This window comes from Salmonella sp. SA15303, from assembly GCF_029962125.1.
Lineage (GTDB): Bacteria > Pseudomonadota > Gammaproteobacteria > Enterobacterales > Enterobacteriaceae > Salmonella > Salmonella enterica.
In genome coordinates this window covers 1,239,524-1,260,031 of the sequence record NZ_CP123924.1, presented here as the reverse complement: position 1 = coordinate 1,260,031, position 20,508 = coordinate 1,239,524, and the positions used below count along the sequence as shown (strand labels likewise).

17 protein-coding genes and 2 rRNA genes are annotated in these 20,508 nt (G+C 52.6%); 9 read left to right on the top strand and 10 right to left on the bottom strand.

Annotation, left to right across the window (positions count from 1 at the left end; all coding sequences use genetic code 11):
• Positions 1-6 precede the first annotated feature (6 nt).
• The gene (gene rpoE, locus QEN31_RS06090; protein ID WP_000003307.1) at positions 7-582 is read right to left on the bottom strand and encodes an RNA polymerase sigma factor RpoE; all 576 of its coding nucleotides are present in this window, start codon (positions 580-582) and stop codon (positions 7-9) included.
• Positions 579-743 carry a rpoE leader peptide RseD gene (gene rseD, locus QEN31_RS06085; protein ID WP_014344135.1) on the bottom strand — a complete coding sequence of 55 codons (165 nt, stop codon included), beginning with the start codon at positions 741-743 and terminating at the stop codon, positions 579-581. The genes rpoE and rseD overlap by 4 nt, the downstream gene beginning before the upstream one ends.
• A gap of 263 nt (positions 744-1,006) precedes the next feature.
• Between rseD and nadB the strand changes: the two genes are divergently transcribed.
• Positions 1,007-2,629 carry an L-aspartate oxidase gene (gene nadB, locus QEN31_RS06080; protein WP_000989177.1) on the top strand — a complete coding sequence of 541 codons (1,623 nt, stop codon included), beginning with the start codon at positions 1,007-1,009 and terminating at the stop codon, positions 2,627-2,629.
• On the opposite strand, the gene trmN is transcribed toward nadB, so the two are convergent.
• Positions 2,614-3,351, bottom strand: coding sequence for a tRNA(1)(Val) (adenine(37)-N(6))-methyltransferase TrmN (gene trmN, locus QEN31_RS06075; RefSeq protein WP_000083343.1), 738 nt, complete (start codon positions 3,349-3,351; stop codon positions 2,614-2,616). The genes nadB and trmN overlap by 16 nt on opposite strands.
• 130 nt (positions 3,352-3,481) lie before the next feature.
• On the opposite strand from trmN, the gene srmB reads away from it, so the two are divergent.
• Positions 3,482-4,816 carry an ATP-dependent RNA helicase SrmB gene (srmB, locus tag QEN31_RS06070; RefSeq protein WP_000219174.1) on the top strand — a complete coding sequence of 445 codons (1,335 nt, stop codon included), beginning with the start codon at positions 3,482-3,484 and terminating at the stop codon, positions 4,814-4,816.
• Positions 4,817-4,833: 17 nt separating this feature from the next.
• On the opposite strand, the gene QEN31_RS06065 is transcribed toward srmB, so the two are convergent.
• A complete protein-coding gene (locus QEN31_RS06065; protein ID WP_001526875.1) occupies positions 4,834-5,733 on the bottom strand; it encodes a LysR family transcriptional regulator in 900 nt (299 codons plus the stop codon).
• A gap of 102 nt (positions 5,734-5,835) precedes the next feature.
• Here QEN31_RS06065 and eamB point away from each other — a divergent pair, with 102 nt between their 5' ends.
• Positions 5,836-6,423 carry a cysteine/O-acetylserine transporter gene (eamB, locus tag QEN31_RS06060; RefSeq protein WP_000188414.1) on the top strand — a complete coding sequence of 196 codons (588 nt, stop codon included), beginning with the start codon at positions 5,836-5,838 and terminating at the stop codon, positions 6,421-6,423.
• Positions 6,424-6,484: 61 nt separating this feature from the next.
• Here the strand turns inward: eamB and grcA are convergent, their stop codons facing one another.
• Positions 6,485-6,868, bottom strand: coding sequence for an autonomous glycyl radical cofactor GrcA (gene grcA, locus QEN31_RS06055; RefSeq protein WP_000627811.1), 384 nt, complete (start codon positions 6,866-6,868; stop codon positions 6,485-6,487).
• Between the two features lie 318 nt (positions 6,869-7,186).
• Between grcA and ung the strand changes: the two genes are divergently transcribed.
• Positions 7,187-7,876: a uracil-DNA glycosylase gene (ung, locus tag QEN31_RS06050; RefSeq protein ID WP_000179978.1), complete on the top strand. Its 690-nt coding sequence runs from the start codon at positions 7,187-7,189 to the stop codon at positions 7,874-7,876.
• 115 nt (positions 7,877-7,991) lie between these two features.
• Here ung and QEN31_RS06045 read toward each other — a convergent pair whose 3' ends face one another.
• Entirely contained in the window at positions 7,992-9,029 is a 1,038-nt protein-coding gene (locus tag QEN31_RS06045) for a tRNA/rRNA methyltransferase (protein ID WP_000997368.1), read from the bottom strand.
• A 203-nt stretch (positions 9,030-9,232) separates the two neighbouring features.
• On the opposite strand from QEN31_RS06045, the gene trxC reads away from it, so the two are divergent.
• The 5 genes from trxC to QEN31_RS06015 all read left to right on the top strand — a co-directional run bounded on the left by trxC (position 9,233) and on the right by QEN31_RS06015 (position 14,957).
• On the top strand, positions 9,233-9,652 hold the full coding sequence (gene trxC, locus QEN31_RS06040) for a thioredoxin TrxC (RefSeq protein ID WP_001098732.1): 420 nt from the start codon (positions 9,233-9,235) through the stop codon (positions 9,650-9,652).
• Between the two features lie 72 nt (positions 9,653-9,724).
• Positions 9,725-10,405 (top strand): tRNA-uridine aminocarboxypropyltransferase, encoded by a 681-nt coding sequence (tapT, locus tag QEN31_RS06035; protein WP_000183642.1) that lies wholly within the window; start codon positions 9,725-9,727, stop codon positions 10,403-10,405.
• A 53-nt stretch (positions 10,406-10,458) separates the two neighbouring features.
• A complete protein-coding gene (gene pat / locus QEN31_RS06030) occupies positions 10,459-13,119 on the top strand; it encodes a protein lysine acetyltransferase (RefSeq protein ID WP_000082639.1) in 2,661 nt (886 codons plus the stop codon).
• A gap of 114 nt (positions 13,120-13,233) precedes the next feature.
• Positions 13,234-14,589 carry a CDP-diacylglycerol--serine O-phosphatidyltransferase gene (gene pssA / locus QEN31_RS06020; RefSeq protein WP_000949286.1) on the top strand — a complete coding sequence of 452 codons (1,356 nt, stop codon included), beginning with the start codon at positions 13,234-13,236 and terminating at the stop codon, positions 14,587-14,589.
• A 44-nt stretch (positions 14,590-14,633) separates the two neighbouring features.
• Positions 14,634-14,957 carry a YfiM family lipoprotein gene (locus QEN31_RS06015; protein ID WP_001264473.1) on the top strand — a complete coding sequence of 108 codons (324 nt, stop codon included), beginning with the start codon at positions 14,634-14,636 and terminating at the stop codon, positions 14,955-14,957.
• Here QEN31_RS06015 and QEN31_RS06010 read toward each other — a convergent pair.
• From QEN31_RS06010 to QEN31_RS05995, 4 genes are all read right to left on the bottom strand, one after another.
• The gene (locus QEN31_RS06010) at positions 14,954-16,255 is read right to left on the bottom strand and encodes an MFS transporter (protein ID WP_000807809.1); all 1,302 of its coding nucleotides are present in this window, start codon (positions 16,253-16,255) and stop codon (positions 14,954-14,956) included. The genes QEN31_RS06015 and QEN31_RS06010 overlap by 4 nt on opposite strands.
• A gap of 103 nt (positions 16,256-16,358) precedes the next feature.
• On the bottom strand, positions 16,359-16,814 hold the full coding sequence (locus QEN31_RS06005) for a DUF4385 domain-containing protein (protein WP_000985653.1): 456 nt from the start codon (positions 16,812-16,814) through the stop codon (positions 16,359-16,361).
• Positions 16,815-17,022: 208 nt separating this feature from the next.
• Positions 17,023-17,138: ribosomal RNA gene (rrf, locus tag QEN31_RS06000) — 5S ribosomal RNA — on the bottom strand.
• A gap of 197 nt (positions 17,139-17,335) precedes the next feature.
• Positions 17,336-20,343, bottom strand: a 23S ribosomal RNA gene (locus QEN31_RS05995).
• Between the last annotated feature and the right edge of the window lie 165 nt (positions 20,344-20,508).

The window sequence follows — 20,508 nt, the reverse complement described above, 5'->3', positions numbered from 1 at the left end:
CTATCGTCAACGCCTGATAAGCGGTTGAACTTTATTATCAATAGCTTCCCGCGCCCGGAAGATACGTGAACGCACCGTCCCCACCGGACAATCCATGATAGCCGCTATCTCTTCATAGCTCAGGCCATCCAGCTCCCGTAAGGTGATTGCCATACGTAAATCTTCCGGGAGGGACTCAATAGTTCGGAAAACTATCTGTCTCAGTTCTTCTGACAACATTAAGTTCTCAGGGTTCGAAATTTCTTTCAGCGCGCCGCCGCTTTCAAAGTTTTCTGCTTCAATCGCGTCTACATCACTGGAAGGCGGACGACGCCCCTGCGCAACCAGGTAGTTCTTCGCGGTATTGACCGCAATACGATACAACCAGGTATAAAAAGCACTATCCCCCCGGAAAGAATCCAGCGCGCGATAGGCCTTAATAAATGATTCCTGTACGACATCGGGAACGTCGCCCGATGGCACATAGCGGGAAACCAGACTCGCCACTTTATGCTGGTAGCGCACTACCAGTAAGTTAAAGGCTTTCTGATCTCCCTTCTGGACCCGTTCAACCAGGACCTGGTCCGTTAACTGCTCGCTCATCCGAGGTAATGTCTCCCCAAACCAAATTTCCACGCGCTTTCGAAACGCCACTCCATAAGCCGCACTATGAGCAAGCAACAGGTTAGAGTGTCTATGTTTCGTAAAGTTCCGTTACGCATTTGTTTTTGTTTGTCATGTTGTAGACAGGTCTTATCTTCCATTATAAGTCTACAGATGCTGAACAACGCACTATCTGTACAGAAATGCCCATTTCGTCGTTTGCAGAGTAACCTAACAGCATCTTTATTTCACTACAAAATCCGACGCTAACACCCTGCCCTATAAAATATTTTTTGCCGTTTATCTCTCGCCGTATTTTTATTTTATGTTTAATAAGCACAACACCAGCGAAATCATAACGTGCTTTTTAGCGCCATATAGTGCTAATCTGCCGCAACCATGTTTAGTAAATTAAACAAGAACCATGATGACAACTCCTGAACTGTCCTGTGATGTGTTAATTATCGGCAGCGGCGCGGCCGGACTCTCGCTGGCGCTGCGTCTGGCTGAAAAGCATAAGGTTATCGTCCTGAGTAAAGGGCCGGTGAGCGAGGGCTCCACGTTTTATGCGCAGGGCGGTATTGCCGCCGTGTTTGATGAAACCGACAGTATTGCGTCGCATGTCGAAGATACGCTGATTGCCGGCGCCGGAATTTGCGATCGCCACGCGGTGGAGTTTGTCGCCAGCAACGCCCGTACCTGCGTGCAGTGGCTTATCGATCAGGGCGTCCTGTTTGATACGCATGTCCAGCCAAACGGCAAGGAGAGCTATCATCTCACGCGTGAAGGCGGCCATAGTCATCGCCGTATCCTTCATGCCGCCGACGCTACCGGAAAGGAAGTCGAAACCACGTTGGTCAGTCGGGCGCAAAATCATCCTAATATTCAGGTGCTGGAACGCAGCAACGCCGTTGATTTAATTATCTCCGATAAAATGGGTCTGCCGGGGCCTCGCCGGGTCGTCGGCGCCTGGATCTGGAATCGCAATAAAGAGTGGGTTGAAACCTGTCATGCGAAGTCGGTGGTGCTGGCGACCGGCGGCGCCTCAAAGGTTTATCAATATACCACTAACCCGGATATTTCCTCCGGTGACGGTATCGCGATGGCCTGGCGCGCAGGCTGTCGGGTCGCTAATCTGGAATTTAACCAGTTTCATCCCACCGCCCTTTATCACCCGCAGGCGCGTAATTTTCTCCTTACCGAAGCGCTGCGTGGCGAAGGCGCATACCTTAAACGTCCGGACGGTTCACGGTTTATGCCGGACGTTGACGAACGCGGGGAACTGGCGCCGCGCGATATTGTCGCCCGCGCTATTGACCATGAGATGAAACAACTCGGCGCAGACTGTATGTTTCTCGATATCAGCCACAAGCCTGACGATTTTGTCCGCCAGCACTTCCCGATGATCTATGCGAAACTGCTTGATTTGGGGATGGATTTAACCAAAGAACCGATTCCCGTTGTTCCTGCCGCACACTATACCTGCGGCGGCGTGGTCGTCGATGATTATGGTCGTACCGATGTAGACGGCTTATATGCCATTGGCGAAGTCAGTTACACCGGCCTGCACGGCGCTAACCGTATGGCGTCCAACTCGTTGCTGGAATGCTTAGTGTACGGCTGGTCCGCAGCAATGGATATCGACAGGCGAATGCCTTCTGTCCACAGCGTTGACGCCCTTCCCGCCTGGGATGAAAGCCGCGTGGAAAACGCCGATGAGCGGGTGGTGATTCAGCATAACTGGCATGAACTGCGCCTGCTGATGTGGGACTATGTGGGCATTGTGCGCACGACGAAACGGCTGGAGCGCGCCCTACGGCGTATTACCATGTTGCAACAAGAGATTGACGAATATTACGCCAACTTTCGCGTCTCGAATAATTTACTGGAGCTGCGCAATCTGGTGCAAGTGGCCGAACTGATTGTGCGTTGTGCGATGATGCGTAAAGAGAGTCGGGGGCTGCACTTTACGCTGGATTATCCGCAACAACTGGCTGAATCAGGCCCATCGATCCTTTCGCCGTTAACGCCTCACATAAATAGATAAAATGCCTGGGTCAGCGCCGTATAACTTTCAGAATAATGCTGGTCTGACCCGCGAATTACTAATCTGTCGCTAAAGCACTCCCCGGCTTGCGGGGAGAATGCGAGCAAAACCCGGTGCGGCAAGCGCGCTTCGTTTTCCGCAACGTCAGTACGTAGCCGCAAATGCCATCCCATGTTGAGCGCTTGCTGCGTAAAAGCGTTACCTATTTGTTCCGGCAAGACTACGCAAAAAAAGCCATCTTCGGTAATACAATCCGCCGCAATAGCCAATAACGTCTGGTGATCCAGCGTAGCGGTGTAACGCGCCTGCTCCCGCTGCGGCGTGGCGCATTCCACACCGGGTTCGTAATAAGGCGGGTTGCTGATAATAAGATCAAAGCGTACCGTCTGGCGAGGCGCCCAACGCTGAATATCGTCAGTATGCACCGTTATTCGATGCGGCCAGGGAGAGTGAGCAACGTTTTCCTGCGCTTGCATGGCAGCCCCGGCATCCAGTTCCACGGCGTCAATAGGCACATTGTCATCCGTCCGCTGCGCCAGCATTAACGCCAGCAGACCGCTTCCAGTACCGATATCCAGAATTCGCTTTACATCCGCGACCGGCGCCCACGCCCCGAGTAAAATACCGTCAGTTCCCACTTTCATCGCACACCGATCGTGTGCGACAAAAAACTGTTTAAACGTAAATCCGTTACGACGAAGAACGGAGCCAGACTGAGACATGTAAAAACAACCTTGCAAAAAAACGGCGACAGCGCCGGGTGAAAACAATACCTGAGAAGGGATATCCATACAAACAGATGAAGATTGCGGCCGTAACGTCTATAATCAGCGCCCCACACAGAGGTAGAACATGACTGTAACGACTTTTTCCGAACTTGAACTCGACGAAAGCCTGCTGGATGCCCTCCAGGATAAAGGTTTCACTCGCCCGACCGCCATTCAGGCTGCCGCCATTCCGCCTGCGCTCGATGGCCGTGATGTACTCGGTTCTGCGCCGACAGGCACCGGTAAAACGGCGGCATATCTGCTGCCGGCGTTGCAGCACCTGCTCGACTTTCCGCGTAAAAAATCGGGGCCGCCGCGCATTCTGATCCTGACGCCAACCCGCGAACTGGCAATGCAGGTTGCCGATCACGCTCGTGAACTGGCTAAGCATACTCATCTGGATATCGCCACGATTACCGGCGGCGTGGCCTATATGAACCATGCTGAAGTGTTTAGCGAAAACCAGGATATCGTGGTCGCCACGACGGGCCGTCTGCTGCAATATATAAAAGAAGAGAACTTTGACTGCCGGGCGGTTGAAACACTGATCCTTGACGAAGCTGACCGGATGCTCGACATGGGCTTCGCTCAGGACATTGAACATATCGCTGGTGAGACCCGCTGGCGTAAACAAACGATGCTGTTCTCCGCCACGCTGGAAGGCGATGCGATTAAAGATTTTGCCGAGCGCCTGCTGGAAGACCCGGTTGAGGTTTCTGCCAATCCGTCAACCCGCGAGCGTAAGAAAATTCACCAGTGGTACTACCGTGCCGACAATTTCGAACATAAAGTTGCGCTGTTGAAGCACCTGCTAAAACAAGACGATGCAACCCGTTCTATCGTGTTTGTACGTAAACGTGAACGCGTCCATGAATTGGCTGAAACGCTGCGTCTGGCAGGGATCAACAATTGCTATCTTGAAGGTGAGATGGCGCAGATCAAACGTAACGAAGGTATTAAGCGTCTCACCGACGGTCGCGTTAACGTGCTGGTCGCGACCGACGTCGCGGCACGCGGGATTGATATTCCTGACGTCAGCCACGTCATTAACTTCGACATGCCGCGCAGTGGCGATACCTATCTGCATCGCATTGGTCGTACAGGCCGTGCTGGCCGCAAAGGCACTGCAATCTCGCTGGTAGAAGCCCACGACCATCTGTTGCTGCTGAAAATCGGTCGCTACATCGAAGAGCCGCTAAAAGCGCGCGTCATTGATGAGCTTCGCCCGACCACGCGTGCGCCTAGCGAAAAGTTGACCGGCAAACCGTCGAAAAAAGTGCTGGCGAAACGCGCCGAGAAGAAAAAAGAGAAAGAAAAAGAGAAGCCGCGCGTGAAGAAACGTCACCGCGATACAAAAAATATCGGTAAGCGCCGCAAGCCAAGCGGTACGAAAATGCAGGAGCAATCCAGCGAAGAGTGATGATAATGCCGGGTTCGTTAACCCGGCATTTTTTTATCTTCCACGGTAAAACACGCCTCCATACACTGCATAAATATCTGCATTGCCGGGCTGACCGCTTTCCCGGCATGATGGGCGCACAGCGCCATGATCGATAGCGACGGCGCGCCAAACGGCAGCTCTTTCAACTGACCGGTACTAAGTTCTCGTTCAACGGCAAAACGTGGTAAAAAGCTGATGCCCAGGTTAGCAGCCACACACTGTTTAATGCTTTCAATACTCCACAGTTCAATGGTGTTTTCCAGCGTAATCCGCCTCTGCCGTAGCGTACTTTCAAACAGCTGGCGGAAGACACATTGCGGTTCATTGATGATGAAGCTACAGGGAATATGCTGATCTGGCTGCGTAAAATCAGCATCCTGTAGCAGTGGAGAGGCCACCAGCGCCAGCGACTGCTTCCCCAATTGCTGCATCGTGAGCGCGTCATCATTACCTACGCGATAAAAAACGCCCAGATCGACCTCGTCATTCAGCAACGCATCACGTATCACATAGCAATTCAGCGACTGTAGCGACAATCTGACATTCGGCGCTCGCAGCTTAAAACGTTGTAAAACCTGCGGCATTTTGTACGCCAGTAAGGTTTCACCTGTCGCCACGCGCAGCTCTCCGCCGGGTTCCGCATCCTGTCTTGCGGCTTCACGAATCGACTCCATCACACGCGTCAGTTCATGGATATGCGGCATCAGCTTTTTCCCCTCATTGGTCAGGCACATTCGGCGCCCTATTTTCTCGAACAGTTGCAGGGAAAACTCACGTTCAAGCTGTTGAATATGAAAAGTTACCGTCGACTGAGTGCAGCACAGCTTTTGCGAAGCCCGCAGAAACGAGCCCTCTTCCACTACCGTTTTCAGCGTAATAAACCGACGCAGATCCATAACCACCAACCTATCGAAAATCTCGAATTCAGAATTAAAAAACATTCATTTTTTTAAATATTTCATATCGGGTACTGTCTGCTAAAACAGAGGAGATGACAAGTGACACCGATGCTTTTAAGCGCTTTCTGGACTTATACATTAATCACCGCCCTTACCCCCGGCCCTAACAATATTCTCGCGCTTAGCGCAGCAACTGCACATGGTTTTCGGCAGAGTATTCGTGTACTGGCAGGTATGAGTCTGGGATTTTTGGTCGTCATGCTGCTGTGCGCCGGGATCGCGTTTTCCCTTGCGGTTATCGATCCGGCAATCATTCATTTGCTCAGTTGGGTGGGGGCTGCGTATATCCTGTGGCTGGCGTGGAAAATTGCTACCAGTCCAGCGGCGGATGAGAACGCCAGACCAAAACCGGTTGGCTTTTGGGTAAGCTTTGGTCTGCAGTTTGTGAACGTCAAAATTATTCTGTACGGCATTACCGCTCTGTCTACATTTGTTTTACCGCAAACGCAGGCGCTGAATTGGGTCATCGGCGTCAGTATATTGCTGGCATTGATCGGCACGTTCGGTAATGTGTGTTGGGCGCTGGCGGGACATCTGTTTCAGCGGGCGTTTCGCCATTATGGTCGCCAGTTAAATATCATTCTGGCGTTACTGCTGGTGTACTGCGCGGTGCGGATTTTTTACTGACCCAAATAAAACAAAAGCGGAAAAGGCCCGGCCTCTTCCGCTTGTTATTACCGGATAAGCCTTACAGGCTTTCGGTAAAGGTACGAGCGATAACGTCGCGCTGCTGTTCCGGCGTCAGGGAGTTAAAACGCACCGCATAACCAGAAACACGAATAGTCAGTTGCGGGTATTTTTCCGGATGCTTAACCGCATCTTCCAGAGTTTCACGACGCAGAACGTTAACGTTCAGATGCTGACCGCCTTCAACGCGTACTTCCGGTTTAACTTCCATCGGAATTTCACGGTATTCAATCTCGCCCAGTTTGCTGACAGCCACAACTTCATCTTCAGCAAAGCCGGATTTTGCAACGATGCAGCGCGCTTCGCCTTTTTCGCTGTCCAGCAGCCAGAAGGAATTCAGCAGGTCGTCGTTAGCGGCTTTAGTAATCTGGATACCTGTAATCATGTGATGCCTCCCCAGGCAAAATTATTTGATTTCGGTCGGCCTAATCCCGGCCAATTGGTAAAACCATTGTTGCTTGAGTGTATATATACCCTTCGATCACCCTTCATTCTTTGATTTAAATCAATAAAAACCACACCACAAAAAGGGTGATGAAGGGAATTTATTGTTTTACATCAACTTACACCATTCAGACCTATAAACTTTTTACATAAATTTTCAACTATCTTTTGTAGGTAACCGTTTTTGTAGCACGCAGGATTTTGCACTGCAGAAAGAAGCAGTTAAGCTAAGGGAACTGGAAATTCGCAGGAGAGCGAGATGGCGACTGAGTTAACCTGGCACGATGTGCTGGCTGATGAGAAACAGCAACCTTACTTTATCAATACGCTTCACACTGTTGCTGGCGAGCGTCAGTCGGGTATCACGGTCTACCCGCCGCAAAAAGATGTGTTTAACGCCTTTCGCTTTACGGAACTGGGCGACGTTAAGGTGGTGATCCTGGGACAAGATCCTTACCACGGCCCCGGCCAGGCACATGGTCTGGCGTTTTCCGTGCGTCCTGGGATCGCTCCCCCGCCATCATTAGTGAATATGTACAAAGAGCTGGAAGCCTCCATTCCCGGCTTTGTTCGCCCCGCGCACGGTTATCTGGAAAGCTGGGCGCGCCAGGGCGTACTGTTACTGAATACGGTGCTCACGGTACGGGCAGGCCAGGCGCACTCTCATGCCAGCCTGGGGTGGGAAACCTTTACGGATAAAGTGATAAGCCTGATTAACCAACACCGCGAAGGGGTTGTCTTCCTGCTGTGGGGCTCGCACGCCCAGAAGAAAGGCGCGATTATTGATCCACAGCGCCACCATATTCTGAAAGCTCCGCATCCCTCGCCACTCTCTGCGCACCGCGGATTTTTTGGCTGTAACCATTTTGCGCTAACGAACCAATGGCTGGAACAACACGGCGAGAAAACTATCGACTGGACGCCAGTATTACCGGCTGAGAGTGAATAACGTTGGCGACTCGCCGTTTTATCGCCCGGATAACGGCGCGAAAGCGCCTTGTCTGACCGGGCGGTAGAAAGTACATCATTGGCCCGGCGCGCGTTGCGTCACCGGGCTGCAGCCCTTACGCTTTATTCTGTCGCCACCACTCGGCGAGCAGTACGCCTGTCGCAACCGACACATTCAGGCTTTCCACGTTCCCGGTGCCGTTAATTTTCACGCACAGATCGTCGGGTTCGCGCGCCGCTTCCGGCAGGTAGTCATATTCACGGCCTAAGACCAGCACCATCTTTTCCGGCAGGGTCGTACTAAAGAGCGCCTGACCGCGATCGCTGGACGTCGTCACCACGGTGTACCCCGCCTGACGAAAATCATCCAGTACGTCAACAATGCTTTCACCAGTGATCGGCTGGACATGCTCCGCCCCGCCTTCCGCGGTACGAATCGCCGCGCCGGACTCCAGCAACGCCGCATCCTGTACCACCACGCCTTTCACGCCGAAGTGCGCGCAGCTACGCATCATGCCGCCCAGATTATGCGGGTTAGCGACATCTTCCAACGCCAGCACGCAGTCTTGATCCGCCGCCTGCTTTACCCATTGCTTAACGGTCGTACCGTTACGCTTTTTAATCAGGAAACACACGCCACCGTGGTGCTCAGTCCCGGAAGCTTTTGCCAGTTCGGCTTCATCCACCACATGGTAGGCTTTACGATTCGCCGCCATCCAGCGCAGCGCCTCTTTAAAACGCGGCGTTACGCTTTGGATAAACCATGCGCGCACGATGGCGTCAGGACGGCTCTGGAATAGCGCCTGGCAGGCGTTTTCACCGTAGACGCGCGTCTCTTCCGCACGCTGGCGACGCAAAACTTCAGGGTCAATAAAACTTTTACCGCTAATACCACCATGATCGACTTTCTCAGGCGTTTCATCGCCTGGCGCGCGGGACACGGTGCGCCACGGCGAAGTTTCATGTTTACGGTCACGGCTCTGATTATTTCGCTCATCACGGGCGGGGCGACGTCCACCGTCAGTGCGAGACTTTGCTGGGCGGCCTCCCCCTTTCCCGGTACGCGGGTTATGGGTGCGTTTATCAGAGTCATCATCACTACGGACATACATCACTTTGACTTTGCCGCTTTTGTTTTTTAATTCATCGTTCATGCTTTTCTCCACCAGCGCTGCGCGAAGCGCGAAGATTACCCGATGTGCATCCGGTTAGCCATGATTTCGTTTAAAAGCTTGCGACTATTGTACTCATTGAATAAAACACATTGTTGTTTAGCACAGACTCCTCGATAATATGTAACATTATAGAAACATCCCGCGCGTAGCGGGACGTCTTCCGACGTATTCAGAGGTTAGCTATGAACACCGTTTGTACCCATTGTCAGGCCATTAACCGCATCCCCGACGATCGGCTTCAGGATGCGGCAAAATGTGGACGCTGCGGTCATGAGTTGTTTGACGGAGAAGTCATTAATGCGACCGGCGAAACGCTGGACAAACTGTTGAAGGACGATCTTCCAGTGGTGATCGACTTTTGGGCCCCCTGGTGCGGCCCTTGCCGTAACTTTGCGCCAATCTTCGAGGATGTCGCAGAAGAGCGCAGCGGTAAAGTCCGTTTCGTCAAAGTGAATACCGAGGCGGAACGGGAACTCAGCGCCCGTTTCGGTATCCGCAGCATCCCGACGATTATGATTTTTAAACATGGACAGGTGGTCGATATGCTTAATGGCGCAGTGCCTAAAGCGCCTTTCGACAGCTGGCTGAACGAAGCGCTGTAAACGCCACGGGGCGCATCTTGTGCCCCGTTTTCACCTCTGCCACAATAGCGTTTTTCTCCGCAAACGCTTTCTATGACCAATAACGCTGTCCTTCAGTTACGCGCCGAACGGCTTGCGCGCGCTACTCGCCCTTTTCTTGCCAGAGGCAATCGGGTTCGCCGCTGTCAACGCTGCCTGCTGCCGCTAAAATCTTGCCTGTGTGATACGTTAACGCCTTCTCAGGCGAAAAGCCGTTTTTGTCTGGTCATGTTTGACACTGAACCGATGAAACCCAGCAATACCGGCCGGCTGATAGCCGATATTTTGCCGGATACCGCGGCGTTTCAGTGGTCGCGTACCGAGCCGCCGCAGGCGTTGCTGGAGCTGGTACAGCATCCGGATTATCAACCGATAGTGGTCTTTCCTGCGTCCTACGCCGGCGAAGCGCGCGAGGTCATTTCCACCCCGCCCGCCGGGAAACCGCCGCTGTTTATTATGCTGGACGGCACCTGGCCCGAAGCACGTAAAATGTTTCGTAAAAGCCCTTATCTGGATCATCTGCCGGTCATTTCCGTCGATTTATCGCGTCTTTCAGCTTATCGTCTGCGTGAAATCCATGCCGAAGGGCAATATTGTACCGCCGAAGTCGCCATAGCGTTGTTAGATCTGGCGGGAGATACCGAGGCGGCAACCAGTTTAGGTGAACATTTCACCCGTTTCAAAACGCGCTATCTGGCAGGAAAAACGCAACATCCGGGAAACGTCACAGCATAAAATAGCGAAAGCGTTTAAAATTATCCGGTCACTTCTGTGTAAGGGAAACCGGTATGAGCCAGCAAGGACTGGAAGCGCTACTGCGACCAAAATCGATCGCGGTGATTGGCGCATCAATGAAGCCCCACCGCGCGGGTTACCTGATGATGCGTAACTTGTTGGCGGGCGGATTCAATGGCCCCGTCCTTCCCGTGACGCCCGCCTGGAAAGCCGTTTTAGGCGTCATGGCCTGGCCGGATATCGCCAGTCTTCCTTTCACCCCCGATCTGGCTATTTTATGCACTAACGCCAGCCGTAACCTGGCGTTACTGGACGCGCTTGGCGCGAAAGGGTGTAAAACGTGCATTATCCTTTCTGCTCCCACGTCGCAACATGAAGAACTTCTTGCCTGTGCCCGGCATTATAAAATGCGTCTGCTGGGTCCAAACAGTCTTGGGCTCCTCGCGCCGTGGCAAGGGCTGAATGCCAGCTTTTCTCCCGTCCCGATTAAACAGGGCAAGCTCGCTTTTATTTCCCAGTCTGCCGCCGTGTCCAATACTATTCTTGACTGGGCGCAACAGCGTGAAATGGGCTTTTCCTACTTTATCGCGCTGGGCGATAGCCTGGATATTGATGTCGATGAACTACTGGACTATCTGGCGCGCGACAGCAAGACCAGCGCGATTTTGCTCTATCTGGAACAGTTAAGCGACGCCCGCCGTTTTGTTTCCGCCGCCCGTAGCGCTTCACGTAACAAACCGATTCTGGTGATTAAAAGCGGCCGAAGCCCGGCAGCCCAGCGTTTACTTAATACCAGCGCGGGAATGGACCCTGCGTGGGATGCGGCCATCCAGCGCGCAGGCCTGCTGCGAGTCCAGGATACGCACGAGCTTTTTTCCGCCGTCGAAACACTGAGCCATATGCGTCCGCTACGCGGCGACAGACTGATGATCATCAGCAATGGCGCCGCGCCTGCCGCGCTGGCGTTAGATGAGTTGTGGTCGCGTAACGGCAAGCTGGCGACGTTGAGCGAAGAGACCTGCCTGCAACTACGGCAGGCGCTTCCCGCGCACATAGATATTGCCAATCCGCTGGATCTGTGTGATGACGCCAGCAGCGAACATTACGTCAAAACGCTGGATATCCTGCTCGCCAGTCAGGATTTTGACGCGCTTATGGTTATCCACTCTCCCAGCGCTGCCGCGCCGGGTACAGAAAGCGCCCATGCTCTGATCGAGACGATTAAGCGCCACCCCAGAGGCAAGTTTGTTACGCTGCTGACAAACTGGTGCGGCGAGTTCTCGTCTCAGGAGGCAAGACGGCTATTCAGCGAAGCCGGATTACCAACCTACCGTACGCCGGAAGGCACGATTACCGCGTTTATGCATATGGTGGAATACCGGCGTAACCAGAAGCAACTGCGGGAAACGCCAGCGTTGCCGAGTAACCTGACGTCCAATACCGCTGAGGCGCATAATCTGTTACAGCGGGCGATTGCGGAAGGCGCCGCCTCACTGGATACCCATGAAGTACAGCCGATTTTACACGCCTATGGGCTGCACACGCTCCCAACCTGGATTGCCAGCGACAGCGCTGAAGCGGTGCATATTGCCGAACAGATAGGCTATCCGGTAGCTCTCAAGCTGCGCTCGCCCGACATTCCGCATAAATCTGAAGTTCAGGGGGTCATGCTTTACCTGCGGACCGCAAGCGAGGTACAACAGGCCGCGAACGCTATTTTTGATCGTGTAAAGATGGCCTGGCCGCAAGCGCGGATTCACGGTTTGCTGGTACAAAGCATGGCTAACCGCGCCGGCGCGCAGGAGCTTCGTGTGGTGGTCGAGCACGATCCGGTGTTTGGTCCTTTGATTATGTTGGGTGAAGGCGGCGTAGAGTGGCGTCCGGAAGAGCAGGCTGTCGTCGCGCTGCCGCCGCTCAACATGAACCTGGCGCGCTATCTGGTGATTCAGGGCATTAAACAGCGGAAAATTCGCGCCCGTAGCGCGCTGCGTCCGCTGGATATTGTCGGTTTAAGCCAATTGCTGGTCCAGGTTTCAAACCTGATTGTCGACTGCCCGGAAATTCAGCGTCTGGATATCCATCCGCTGCTGGCTTCCGCCAGTGAGTTTACCGCGCTGGATGTGACGCTGGATATTGCCCCGTTTGATGGCGATAACGAAAGTCGACTTGCGGTACGCCCCTATCCCCACCAGCTTGAAGAGTGGGTGGAGATGAAAAATGGCGATCGCTGCCTGTTCCGTCCTATCCTGCCGGAAGATGAGCCCCAACTGCGACAATTCATCGCACAGGTCACCAAAGAGGATCTTTACTACCGTTATTTCAGCGAGATCAACGAATTCACCCATGAAGATTTAGCCAACATGACGCAGATCGACTACGATCGAGAAATGGCCTTTGTGGCCGTGAGGCGGATGGACAATGCTGAAGAGATCCTCGGCGTAACGCGCGCGATCTCCGATCCTGACAACGTAGATGCCGAATTTGCCGTATTGGTGCGTTCAGATCTCAAAGGGTTGGGTTTAGGACGCCGTTTAATGGAGAAATTGATTGCCTATACTCGCGATCACGGATTGAAGCGGCTGAACGGTATTACGATGCCAAACAATCGCGGCATGGTCGCGCTGGCCAGAAAACTGGGATTTCAGGTCGATATTCAGCTCGAAGAGGGCATCGTGGGATTGACGCTGAATCTGGCCAAATGTGATGAATCGTGAGTAATGTACTGGAAATGTTGACCACTTTAACGGGTACTGATGTTATTATTGCTCGCTTATGTCGTCTGCATAGCACAGAGGACCCTTCAATGAACAGAGAAGAAATGCACTGTGATGTTGTCAAAATTTAAGCGTAATAAACATCAACAACACCTTGCCCAACTCCCTAAGATTTCTCAGTCAGTTGATGATGTAGATTTCTTTTATACTCCTGCTACTTTTCGGGAGACACTGCTGGAGAAAATCGCCAGCGCGACGCAGCGTATTTGTATCGTTGCCCTGTATCTGGAACAGGACGATGGGGGTAAAGGTATACTCGACGCGCTCTATGCGGCTAAACGGCAGCGTCCTGAACTGGACGTGAGGGTGCTGGTCGACTGGCATCGCGCGCAACGCGGGCGCATTGGCGCAGCGGCCTCGAATACCAATGCAGACTGGTATTGCCGACTGGCGCAGGAAAACCCCGGCATTGATGTCCCGGTTTACGGCGTACCGATTAATACGCGAGAAGCGCTTGGCGTACTGCATTTTAAAGGCTTTATCATTGATGATAGCGTCCTGTACAGCGGCGCCAGCCTGAACGATGTCTATCTCCATCAGCATGACAAATATCGCTACGATCGCTACCAGCTGATTCGCAATCGGCAAATGGCAGACATCATGTTTGACTGGGTGACGCAAAATCTGATGAATGGCCGTGGTGTGAATCGTCTGGATAATACCCAGCGGCCGAAAAGCCCGGAGATTAAAAACGATATCCGCTTATACCGTCAGGAGCTGCGTGATGCGTCATATCATTTTCAGGGTGACGCTAATGACGAGCAGCTCTCCGTTACGCCGCTGGTCGGGCTTGGAAAGTCCAGTCTGTTGAACAAAACCATTTTCCATCTCATGCCCTGTGCGGAGCATAAGCTCACCATTTGTACCCCTTACTTCAATCTACCAGCGGTACTGGTGCGGAATATTATTCAGCTACTGCGCGACGGAAAGAAAGTCGAAATCATTGTTGGCGATAAAACCGCGAATGATTTTTACATTCCGGAAGATGAACCGTTCAAGATCATTGGCGCGCTGCCCTATCTCTATGAGATTAACCTGCGCCGCTTCCTGAGCCGTTTACAGTATTACGTCAATACCGATCAGCTTGTGGTGCGTCTGTGGAAAGATGACGACAATACCTATCATCTGAAAGGGATGTGGGTAGATGATAAATGGATGCTACTCACCGGCAACAACCTGAATCCCCGCGCCTGGCGTCTGGATCTGGAAAACGCCATTTTGATCCACGATCCTAAGCAGGAGCTTGCCCCTCAGCGGGAAAAAGAGCTGGAACTTATCCGAACGCACACAACCATCGTAAAACATTATCGTGACCTGCAGAGCATTGCCGACTATCCGATAAAAGTGCGTAAATTGATTCGCCGTCTGCGCCGGATCCGCATCGACAGATTAATTAGCCGTATCCTGTAATCGAAGCCCCGTCCTGTACGGGGTTTTCTCTTAGGAGTGAACTGGTGCGCGTGTTGATTCCTTTTACGGTGTTGTTTCTCTCCGGGTGCAGCCATCTGGCTAACGACCACTGGAGCGGTCAGGATAAAGCCCAGCATTTTATGGCATCAGCGATGCTATCGGCAGCCGGTAATGAGTATGCGCGTCACCAGGGAGTAAGCCCTGACCGCAGCGCAGCGATAGGGCTGATGTTTTCTTTGAGTCTCGGAGCCTCAAAAGAACTCTGGGACAGCCGCCCGGAAGGCAGCGGCTGGAGCTGGAAAGATTTTGTCTGGGATGTCGCTGGCGCGACAACCGGTTACGCTATCTGGCAAATGGCGCGATACTAAAGGCGTAAGCCCTTTCCTTTACGGTGCAACATCAACGAAACCAGGAAAGCCAGAACGGCCATCGCGGTAACATACCAGAAGAACGAACTCTCCATACCGACAGATTTTAGCGACAGCGCGACATATTCCGCAGAGCCGCCAAATAACGCGTTTGCTACCGCGTAAGATAAACCGACGCCCAGGGCGCGAACCTGCGCCGGAAACATCTCCGCTTTCAGGATCCCGCTAATCGAGGTATAGAAACTCACAATCAATAGCGCGCATATCACTAAAGCAAATGCGGCATAAGGCGACGTCACATTCTGCAACGCGGAGAGAATTGGAACGGTGAAAAGCGTCGCGAGTGCGCCAAAACATAGCATAGAGGTGCGCCTGCCAATCTTATCGGATAACGCGCCGAATAACGGCTGCACCAACATGAAAACACACAGCGCAGCCGTCATAATGCCGCTGGCGACATTGGCATGCATACCTGCTGTATTTACCAGATATTTCTGCATATAGGTGGTGAAGGTATAAAAGCACAGCGAGCCTGCCGCGGTGAAACCAAGCACCATCAAAAAGGCTTTGCGATTACGCCACAAACCTTTCAACGAACCGGCTTCTTTTAATGCGCGAGTCTCATGCTTCGAGGTTTCATCCAGCTGGCGACGTAGCCATAACGCCACAACCGCCAGCACGGCGCCCAGCGCAAAGGGAATACGCCATCCCCAGGCACGAAGCTCAGCATCGTCCAGAACCTGCTGCAAAATCACAACGACCAGCAATGCCAGTAGTTGGCCACCGATAAGCGTAACGTACTGAAACGACGCGAAAAATCCCTTACGACCTTCAAGCGCAACTTCACTCATATATGTCGCGCTGGTCCCATACTCTCCCCCTACCGAGAGCCCCTGAAATAACCTTGCAATAAGTAGCAGCGCCGGTGCCCAGGTGCCGATGGTATCGTAACCAGGTAAGCAGGCAATCACCAGCGACCCCATGCACATCATGCACACCGAAATCAACATTGAGGCTTTGCGCCCGCGTCGATCTGCAATGCGTCCAAATAGCCAACCACCGATAGGCCGCATTAAAAAACCGGCGGCAAAGACGCCTGCCGTTTGCAAAAGCTGAGTAGTGGTATTACCAGAAGGAAAGAAGATATGTGCAAAATAGAGCGAGCAGAAAGAGTAGACGTAGAAATCAAACCATTCCACTAAGTTTCCGGAAGAGGCCCCCACGATAGCCCATATGCGTCGCCGCATCTCCGGAGCCTCAGCGTTGTTTTTATCTATACGCTGAATAATTTCTGCCATACTGTTCTCCTTGTTGCCAGGCTTAATCGGCCTTTTATTTTGGAGATTCAGATTACGCGAGACCCAAAAGTAAATAAAGTGTTAATTATTTGTTTGCTAATTTTTATCCCCACCGTGCCTGATGCTGGCGTTTCCGTTTCAGATAGTCTTCGTCCTGACGGATTTTATCCCACCAACCTTTGAAAACCGTTGCCGCCGCGGCCTTAATAGGATCATTACCCCGTGTATTCAGGCTGCCGTCTTCTGCATACTTTTTACCGCCTTTATAGTTAGCGTATCGCCTGGCGCGGGTGTATCCCATCTGAATAAATTTACGCGCCATGTCCATACCAACGAAATCATCCTGCTGCCGGTAAGCTTCGAACAACTGGTAGATCTGTTCTGCGGATTTCATCGCCGATGCTTCATCTTTATAGCGCCAGAAAGGAAGAATTTCGCTTTTGTAGGGTTCAACCAGTAGCACCCCCTGCTCGCCTCGTCCAACCTGATACAATTCAGGCTGCTGGCGGAAGTCGATGCTGGAAAAGTCCTGCTGGTAGTTAAAAGGTTTGATAGCCAATGAAAATCCTCACTGCTTATATAAGCACGTGTAAAGGATAGTTCATCGTTAATGATTGGGTGGGTTGTGCTCTTATCAGTTCTACAAGAGCACCAACTTCGTAGGCGGGATAATTCCTGTAGGCCGCATAAGGCGGAGCCGCCATCCGGCAGAAACAGACAAAAACAAAAGGCCCTGTCTTCCGACAGGGCCCTTCGTTTTATTTGATGCCTGGCAGTTCCCTACTCTCGCATGGGGAGACCCCACACTACCATCGGCGCTACGGCGTTTCACTTCTGAGTTCGGCATGGGGTCAGGTGGGACCACCGCGCTAGTGCCGCCAGGCAAATTCTGTTGCCAGAAACGAATCTTTTACACCGATGCTGCGTTGGCTGCATTCGTAAAGTCAGTCACATACTTCTGTATGCTCCTTCCTTTCCTTCATTTGCCGCCTTGCCTCAGCGTAAAATCTTTCGTTCCCGAAAATCCGGAATCACTGCTGAAAATCGTCTTCTCATCCGCCAAAACATCTTCGGCGTTGTAAGGTTAAGCCTCACGGTTCATTAGTACCGGTTAGCTCAACGCATCGCTGCGCTTACACACCCGGCCTATCAACGTCGTCGTCTTCAACGTTCCTTCAGGAGACCTAAAGTCTCAGGGAGAACTCATCTCGGGGCAAGTTTCGTGCTTAGATGCTTTCAGCACTTATCTCTTCCGCATTTAGCTACCGGGCAGTGCCATTGGCATGACAACCCGAACACCAGTGATGCGTCCACTCCGGTCCTCTCGTACTAGGAGCAGCCCCCCTCAGTTCTCCAGCGCCCACGGCAGATAGGGACCGAACTGTCTCACGACGTTCTAAACCCAGCTCGCGTACCACTTTAAATGGCGAACAGCCATACCCTTGGGACCTACTTCAGCCCCAGGATGTGATGAGCCGACATCGAGGTGCCAAACACCGCCGTCGATATGAACTCTTGGGCGGTATCAGCCTGTTATCCCCGGAGTACCTTTTATCCGTTGAGCGATGGCCCTTCCATTCAGAACCACCGGATCACTATGACCTGCTTTCGCACCTGCTCGCGCCGTCACGCTCGCAGTCAAGCTGGCTTATGCCATTGCACTAACCTCCTGATGTCCGACCAGGATTAGCCAACCTTCGTGCTCCTCCGTTACTCTTTAGGAGGAGACCGCCCCAGTCAAACTACCCACCAGACACTGTCCGCAACCCGGATCACGGGTCCACGTTAGAACATCAAACATTAAAGGGTGGTATTTCAAGGTCGGCTCCACGCAGACTGGCGTCCACGCTTCAAAGCCTCCCACCTATCCTACACATCAAGGCTCAATGTTCAGTGTCAAGCTATAGTAAAGGTTCACGGGGTCTTTCCGTCTTGCCGCGGGTACACTGCATCTTCACAGCGAGTTCAATTTCACTGAGTCTCGGGTGGAGACAGCCTGGCCATCATTACGCCATTCGTGCAGGTCGGAACTTACCCGACAAGGAATTTCGCTACCTTAGGACCGTTATAGTTACGGCCGCCGTTTACCGGGGCTTCGATCAGGAGCTTCGCTTGCGCTGACCCCATCAATTAACCTTCCGGCACCGGGCAGGCGTCACACCGTATACGTCCACTTTCGTGTTTGCACAGTGCTGTGTTTTTAATAAACAGTTGCAGCCAGCTGGTATCTTCGACTGACTTCAGCTCCATGAGTAAATCACTTCACCTACGTGTCAGCGTGCCTTCTCCCGAAGTTACGGCACCATTTTGCCTAGTTCCTTCACCCGAGTTCTCTCAAGCGCCTTGGTATTCTCTACCTGACCACCTGTGTCGGTTTGGGGTACGATTTGATGTTACCTGATGCTTAGAGGCTTTTCCTGGAAGCAGGGCATTTGTTGCTTCAGCACCGTAGTGCCTCGTCATCACGCCTCAGTGTTAAAGTGAACCGGATTTACCTGGAACACACACCTACACGCTTAAACCGGGACAACCGTCGCCCGGCCAACATAGCCTTCTCCGTCCCCCCTTCGCAGTAACACCAAGTACGGGAATATTAACCCGTTTCCCATCGACTACGCCTTTCGGCCTCGCCTTAGGGGTCGACTCACCCTGCCCCGATTAACGTTGGACAGGAACCCTTGGTCTTCCGGCGAGCGGGCTTTTCACCCGCTTTATCGTTACTTATGTCAGCATTCGCACTTCTGATACCTCCAGCAACCCTCACAGGTCACCTTCGCAGGCTTACAGAACGCTCCCCTACCCAACAACGCATCAGCGTCGCTGCCGCAGCTTCGGTGCATGGTTTAGCCCCGTTACATCTTCCGCGCAGGCCGACTCGACCAGTGAGCTATTACGCTTTCTTTAAATGATGGCTGCTTCTAAGCCAACATCCTGGCTGTCTGGGCCTTCCCACATCGTTTCCCACTTAACCATGACTTTGGGACCTTAGCTGGCGGTCTGGGTTGTTTCCCTCTTCACGACGGACGTTAGCACCCGCCGTGTGTCTCCCGTGATAACATTCTCCGGTATTCGCAGTTTGCATCGGGTTGGTAAGCCGGGATGGCCCCCTAGCCGAAACAGTGCTCTACCCCCGGAGATGAATTCACGAGGCGCTACCTAAATAGCTTTCGGGGAGAACCAGCTATCTCCCGGTTTGATTGGCCTTTCACCCCCAGCCACAGGTCATCCGCTAATTTTTCAACATTAGTCGGTTCGGTCCTCCAGTTAGTGTTACCCAACCTTCAACCTGCCCATGGCTAGATCACCGGGTTTCGGGTCTATACCCTGCAACTTAACGCCCAATTAAGACTCGGTTTCCCTCCGGCTCCCCTATTCGGTTAACCTTGCTACAGAATATAAGTCGCTGACCCATTATACAAAAGGTACGCAGTCACCCCACCCCAAAGCATTCACCGCTTGTTTTGTGTGTTGGGCGTCGCAAACGACGCTCCGCCACCGCGATGCTGCTTTGCAGGGCCTTCAACACCAGAGAATGCTTTGGTGGTGGGGCTCCCACTGCTTGTACGTACACGGTTTCAGGTTCTTTTTCACTCCCCTCGCCGGGGTTCTTTTCGCCTTTCCCTCACGGTACTGGTTCACTATCGGTCAGTCAGGAGTATTTAGCCTTGGAGGATGGTCCCCCCATATTCAGACAGGATACCACGTGTCCCGCCCTACTCATCGAGCTCACAGCACATGCGCTTTTGTGTACGGGGCTGTCACCCTGTATCGCGCGCCTTTCCAGACGCTTCCACTAACACACATGCTGATTCAGGCTCTGGGCTCCTCCCCGTTCGCTCGCCGCTACTGGGGGAATCTCGGTTGATTTCTTTTCCTCGGGGTACTTAGATGTTTCAGTTCCCCCGGTTCGCCTCATTAACCTATGGATTCAGTTAATGATAGTGTGACGAATCACACTGGGTTTCCCCATTCGGGTATCGCCGGTTATAACGGTTCATATCACCTTACCGGCGCTTATCGCAGATTAGCACGCCCTTCATCGCCTCTGACTGCCAGGGCATCCACCGTGTACGCTTAGTCGCTTAACCTCACAACCCGAAGATGTTTCTTACGATTCATCATCGTGCTGCGAAAATTTGAGAGACTCACGAACAACTTTCGTTGTTCTGTGTTTCAATTTTCAGCTTGATCCAGATTTTTAAAGAGCAAATATCTCAAACGTGACTCGTAAGTCAGTTTTGAGATATTAGGGC

Coding starts and splice junctions, on each gene's coding strand:
- pssA (WP_000949286.1), top strand. CDS start 13,234: ATGTTGTCAAAATTTAAGCGTAATAAACATCAACAACACCTTGCCCAA.
- QEN31_RS06065 (WP_001526875.1), bottom strand. CDS start 5,733: ATGGATCTGCGTCGGTTTATTACGCTGAAAACGGTAGTGGAAGAGGGC.
- trxC (WP_001098732.1), top strand. CDS start 9,233: ATGAACACCGTTTGTACCCATTGTCAGGCCATTAACCGCATCCCCGAC.
- grcA (WP_000627811.1), bottom strand. CDS start 6,868: ATGATTACAGGTATCCAGATTACTAAAGCCGCTAACGACGACCTGCTG.
- tapT (WP_000183642.1), top strand. CDS start 9,725: ATGACCAATAACGCTGTCCTTCAGTTACGCGCCGAACGGCTTGCGCGC.
- ung (WP_000179978.1), top strand. CDS start 7,187: ATGGCGACTGAGTTAACCTGGCACGATGTGCTGGCTGATGAGAAACAG.
- rseD (WP_014344135.1), bottom strand. CDS start 743: ATGGAAGATAAGACCTGTCTACAACATGACAAACAAAAACAAATGCGT.
- QEN31_RS06010 (WP_000807809.1), bottom strand. CDS start 16,255: ATGGCAGAAATTATTCAGCGTATAGATAAAAACAACGCTGAGGCTCCG.
- srmB (WP_000219174.1), top strand. CDS start 3,482: ATGACTGTAACGACTTTTTCCGAACTTGAACTCGACGAAAGCCTGCTG.
- trmN (WP_000083343.1), bottom strand. CDS start 3,351: ATGTCTCAGTCTGGCTCCGTTCTTCGTCGTAACGGATTTACGTTTAAA.
- pat (WP_000082639.1), top strand. CDS start 10,459: ATGAGCCAGCAAGGACTGGAAGCGCTACTGCGACCAAAATCGATCGCG.
- rpoE (WP_000003307.1), bottom strand. CDS start 582: ATGAGCGAGCAGTTAACGGACCAGGTCCTGGTTGAACGGGTCCAGAAG.
- nadB (WP_000989177.1), top strand. CDS start 1,007: ATGATGACAACTCCTGAACTGTCCTGTGATGTGTTAATTATCGGCAGC.
- QEN31_RS06045 (WP_000997368.1), bottom strand. CDS start 9,029: ATGAACGATGAATTAAAAAACAAAAGCGGCAAAGTCAAAGTGATGTAT.